At 43.8% G+C, this 5,189-nt stretch carries 4 protein-coding genes and 1 pseudogene; 2 read left to right on the plus strand and 3 right to left on the minus strand.

Annotation, left to right across the window (positions count from 1 at the left end; all coding sequences use genetic code 11):
* Positions 1-101: 101 nt before the first annotated feature.
* The 3 genes and pseudogenes from AB6D80_RS24075 to AB6D80_RS24085 form a co-directional block, all read right to left on the minus strand.
* A pseudogene (locus AB6D80_RS24075) lies at positions 102-1,600 on the minus strand (AbgT family transporter).
* Positions 1,601-2,065: 465 nt separating this feature from the next.
* Positions 2,066-2,191, minus strand: coding sequence for a type B 50S ribosomal protein L36 (gene ykgO, locus AB6D80_RS24080; protein ID WP_009847431.1), 126 nt, complete (start codon positions 2,189-2,191; stop codon positions 2,066-2,068).
* Position 2,192: 1 nt separating this feature from the next.
* Positions 2,193-2,453, minus strand: a complete 261-nt coding sequence (locus AB6D80_RS24085; RefSeq protein ID WP_009847432.1) for a type B 50S ribosomal protein L31 — start codon at positions 2,451-2,453, stop codon at positions 2,193-2,195.
* A 126-nt stretch (positions 2,454-2,579) separates the two neighbouring features.
* Between AB6D80_RS24085 and tsaA the strand changes: the two genes are divergently transcribed.
* Both tsaA and AB6D80_RS24095 read left to right on the plus strand, forming a co-directional pair.
* Positions 2,580-3,275, plus strand: a complete 696-nt coding sequence (tsaA, locus tag AB6D80_RS24090) for a tRNA (N6-threonylcarbamoyladenosine(37)-N6)-methyltransferase TrmO (RefSeq protein WP_009847433.1) — start codon at positions 2,580-2,582, stop codon at positions 3,273-3,275.
* 101 nt (positions 3,276-3,376) lie between these two features.
* Entirely contained in the window at positions 3,377-5,092 is a 1,716-nt protein-coding gene (locus AB6D80_RS24095) for a proline--tRNA ligase (RefSeq protein ID WP_017103669.1), read from the plus strand.
* Positions 5,093-5,189 lie beyond the last annotated feature (97 nt).

The following is a 5,189-nucleotide window of genomic DNA, read 5'->3' on the forward strand; positions in this document are numbered from 1 at the left end:
CAGCTCGGAAGGATCCTTCAACCGATCACTTTGGCTTTAACTGATCGGCATTAGCACAAGGCAGGCTTTAAAATCTAACAATATGACTTGTACTAACGTTACTACGGCGTGTAGAACGTTGCTGCACCTGGGCCTACTGGAAGACCAAATACGAACACCCATAGGTAGAACAAGATGCTCCAACCGAACATAAAGCAGATTGAGTATGGAAGCATTGTAGCAATCAGAGTACCGATACCAAGGTTCTTCATGTAACGCGTCGCTACAGCAAGAATAAGACCGAAGTAGCTCATCATTGGTGTAATGATGTTCGTCGTTGAATCACCGATACGGTAAGCTGCTTGAATCGTTTCTGGTGCGTAACCAACAAGCATTAGCATAGGTACAAAGATAGGTGCTGTTACTGCCCACTGAGCAGAAGCCGAACCGATCATTAGGTTAATGAAGCCACACATTAGGATAAATGCAAAGAACAACATTGGGCCAGTAAGACCGATATCTTGTAAGAAGCTAGCGCCACCAACAGCGATTACTTGACCAAAGTTAGTCCACTTAAAGAAAGCAACAAACTGTGCAGCAAAGAATACAAGAACAATGTACATGCCCATTGAAGACATAGACGTTGCCATCGCATTGATCACGTCACGATCGTTCTTCATTGAACCGGTAACTTTACCGTAAACAAAACCAGGAATAGCGAAGAATACAAAGATAAACGCAACAATACTCTTCAGGAATGGAGAACCCGAAACCGTACCAGACGCTGAACGTAGAACACCGTCAGCTGGAACGATAGTCCACGCTAGAAGTGCAGAAACAGCCAATACAGCAATACCTGCTAGTTTTAGACCTTTCTTCTCAACATCCGTCAGTCTGCCCATCGAATCATTTGATAAATCTTCAGAAGCTTCTTCGTCGTTGTATTTACCCAACTTAGGTTCAACAATCTTCTCAGTTACAAATGCACCTGTAATCGCGATGAAGAAAGTAGAAACAAACATGAAGTACCAGTTTGACTCAGGACCAACCGTGTAAGACGGGTCAATCATCTGTGCCGCTGTTTCTGTAATACCAGAAAGCAGTGGGTCAACCGTACCGATAAGTAGGTTTGCAGAGTAACCACCTGACACACCAGCGAATGCCGCAGCAAGACCAGCAAGAGGGTGACGACCTAAAGAATGGAAAAGCATTGCTGCTAGTGGAATAAGTACCACATAGCCAAGCTCTGATGCTGTGTTAGAGATAATACCTGCAAACACAACCGTTACTGTAACCATGCGCTTAGAAGCACCCATTACCATGCCACGCATTGCAGCAGATAGTAGACCTGAGTGTTCAGCAATCGCTACACCAAGCATAGCAACAAGTACAGTACCTAGTGGAGCAAAACCAACAAAGTTCTTAACTAAGTTAGTCACAATAAGTTGTAGACCTTCTGCGTTAAGCAGACTTACAACGTGGATCATGCCGTCAGCAGCACGACCTTTAGCACCTTCTGGTCGAGGGTCCATAACAGACACTTAGCAATACCTGAAGTAACGAGGATTGCTAAGCAGAAGATTGCGAAAAGAGTGATTGGGTGGGGTAATAGGTTCCCCAAATATTCAACGCCATCTAAAAAGCGAGTAAAAATAGGTTTTTTAGGCGAATTGTTTTTTATTGAAGCTGATGAACTCATCAGTTCCCTCCTTGTAGTGATTCCTGTGCAATTGTGACAAAGATGTTTAAATTGCCCGCGCAGATTACTCGACAAAAGGGTCAATTAGAAATCGTAAATGTTACAAAGTGTGTAACAAACTATTCTTTTTAACTTAATAAAAACAAAAAATTAGCAAATAACTCCAATTAAAGCATGAAAGTTAGGTTTATAATTGGTACGGATGCATTCATTCGATTTATACTTGCGTTTGTAAGTTATTGATAAAGTGATAAATAAGAAACAACGTACGCTAAGTGAGCACATACTCTCCTGCAAAGTTCCTCTCGAAGGAAAAGAAAAACAGACAAATGAATGAAGTTTGACTTTCCCCTCGTTTTTACACTCATGTCACATCAAATTGACTGACTATTTTTGAACCGCTTTGAATCTCGGGTTGGATTTACAGATGACATAGAGACGGCCTCTACGCTTTACTATTTGGCAATCTGGGTGACGGCTTTTCGCACTTTTCAGTGATTTCACAACTTTCATTCTATTTCGCTCCCTTACCTAATTGACCAAAACGACGAGTGAAGTTCGCAACGCGTCCCTCTTTATGTAGCACTCGCTGTTTACCCGTATAGAAAGGATGCGACTTTGACGACACCTCAATCGTGAAGTAAGGATAAGTATTTCCGTCTTCCCATTCGATAGTGCGATCTGTTTTCAATGTTGATCCGATTAAGAAGTACTCATCGACACTGGTGTCATGAAAAACCACGGGGCGGTAATCAGGGTGGATATTCGGTTTCATTGTATTTCCCTTAAATAATTATCATTCGATATGTTATAACATATCGAATGATAATTATTATCAAAAGAAAAACAAGTGATTTTATGATATTTTTCCGTCTTAACTGAAACCAGAGAACACCTTGCTATGTACACCATTGAACCTGTTGGCTTTATTGAGTCTCCTTATAAAGAGAAGTTCGCTGTGCCAAGACAGCCTAGGTTAGTACCCACTTCTACCTCAAGAGTCAGGCTAGTTGAAGCAGCGAACTGCCTTGAGTCTGTTCGTGATATTGAACAATTTAGTCATGTGTGGTTGTTGTTTTTGTTCGATAAGAACCTTGAAGCAGGATGGAAACCAACCGTGAGGCCACCTCGCCTTGGCGGGAACGAACGTATTGGTGTATTCGCGTCTCGTGCCACATTCAGACCGAATGGAGTGGGTATGTCCGCGGTTGAGCTCAAAGGTGTATCTCAAGAAAAGGGACAAACTTGGTTGGACTTGGGCAGTGTTGATCTCGTTGACGGCACACCGATCATCGACATCAAACCTTATATCCCCTACTCGGATTCAATTCCCGATGCACTAGGAGGGTTTGCCGCCGATGAACCTGAAGTGCTAGATGTGAACTTCTCGCAGCAAGCCCAAAGTAAGCTCGCAAACCACCCACAAGCACGCCATATCATTCAGGTGATCAAAGAAGTATTAGGCCAAGATCCTCGCCCTGCCTATAAGAAAGGTAAGCCTGACAATAAGGAATATGCGGTAAATTTGTTCGATCTTAACGTGAAATTCGTGGTTGAAACGCTTTTCATCAATGTAACTGACATTGAACGCTTTTGAGATCCCAAATAGGCTGATATTATATGCGGCTATATCAGATTTGCTGTGGTTACGAACGACAGCAAGTTTTCTTTTATCAATGATGAAACGGATACCATAGAATGCGTACCAGTAACTACCTTCTTTCTACTCTGAAAGAGACTCCAAACGACGCAGAAGTTATCAGCCACCAGCTGATGCTACGTGCAGGTATGATCCGTAAGCTAGCTTCAGGTTTATATACTTGGCTACCTACTGGTCTACGTGTACTGCGTAAAGTCGAAAATATCGTTCGCCAAGAGATCGATAATGCAGGTGCCGTTGAAATCTTGATGCCCGTAGTTCAACCGTTTGAGCTTTGGGAAGAGACTGGCCGTTCTGAAAAGATGGGTCCTGAGCTACTTCGTTTCACAGACCGTCATTCTCGTCCATTTGTTCTTAGCCCAACAGCAGAAGAAGTGGTAACGAGCCTAGTACGTAACGAGATCAGCTCTTACAAACAGCTACCTCTAAACCTGTACCAAATCCAGACTAAATTCCGTGATGAACGCCGCCCTCGTTTTGGCGTAATGCGTGCTCGTGAATTCTCTATGATGGATGCGTACAGCTTTGATATCGATAAAGAAGGCTTAGAAAAGTCTTACCAAGCGATGCACGATGCTTACTGTAAAGCATTTGACCGCATGGGCCTTGAGTACCGTCCAGTATTAGCAGACTCTGGCGCAATCGGTGGCAGCGGCTCTCAAGAATTCCACGTTCTTGCTGAAAGCGGCGAAGACCTAATCGCATTCTCTTCAGAATCTGATTACGCAGCGAACATCGAGAAAGCAGAAGCACTAGCTCCAACGACTGAAGCGGCAGCGCCAACTCAAGAGATGGAACTGGTTGATACGCCAAACGCAAAAACAATCGCAGAACTTGTAGAGCAACACGGTTTAGCAATCGAGAAGACAGTTAAGACTCTATTCGTTAAAGCTTCTGATGAAGTAAATGCAGACATCATCGCGCTAATCATCCGTGGTGACCACGAGCTTAACGAAGTGAAAGCAGAGAACCTTCCACAGGTTGCTACTCCACTAGAGATGGCTTCTGAAGAAGAAATCCGTGCACTTGTTGGTGCAGGTCCTGGTTCACTTGGCCCTGTTGGTCTAGAGCTACCATTCATCGTTGACCGCTCTGTTGCTGTAATGAGCGACTTCGGTGCTGGTGCAAACGTAGACGGTAAGCACTACTTCGGTATTAACTGGGGTCGTGACGTTGAGCTTGCTCAAGTTGAAGACCTACGTAACGTAGTTGAAGGCGACCTAAGCCCATGTGGTCAAGGTACCATCCAACTTAAGCGCGGTATCGAAGTTGGTCACATCTTCCAACTAGGTAATACTTACTCTAAAGCAATGAACTGTAACGTGCTTGGTCCTGATGGTAAGAGCGTAATCCTAGAAATGGGGTGTTACGGTATCGGTGTTTCACGTGTTGTTGCATCAGCTATCGAACAAAACCACGATAAGTTCGGTATCACTTGGCCAGACGCACTAGCGCCGTTCCAAGTTGCTATCGTACCAATGAACATGCACAAATCTGAGCGCGTTAAAGAAGCAGCTGAGAAGCTATACGCTGAATTAACAGCTATGGGTATCGAAGTACTATTCGATGACCGTAAAGAACGCCCAGGTGTTATGTTTAAAGATATCGAGCTAGTGGGTATCCCTCACACTATCGTTATCGGTGATCGCAGCATGGACGAAGGTAACTTCGAATACAAAAACCGTCGTACAGGTGATAAAGAAGCTATCGCAATGGACACGGTTATCGAGCACCTTAAAGCTCAACTAGCTTAGTAATCCGATTACTTACTAGATAAACATTGAAAGGCTGCCATTAGGTCAACACCTATCATTTAAGGTGTTTAGATCGCACAGTGTAGCGAGTCTTACT

The sequence above is a fragment of the Vibrio sp. 10N.247.310.17 genome (genome assembly GCF_041466605.1).
In the GTDB taxonomy this organism is placed as follows: Bacteria; Pseudomonadota; Gammaproteobacteria; order Enterobacterales; family Vibrionaceae; genus Vibrio; species Vibrio tasmaniensis_A.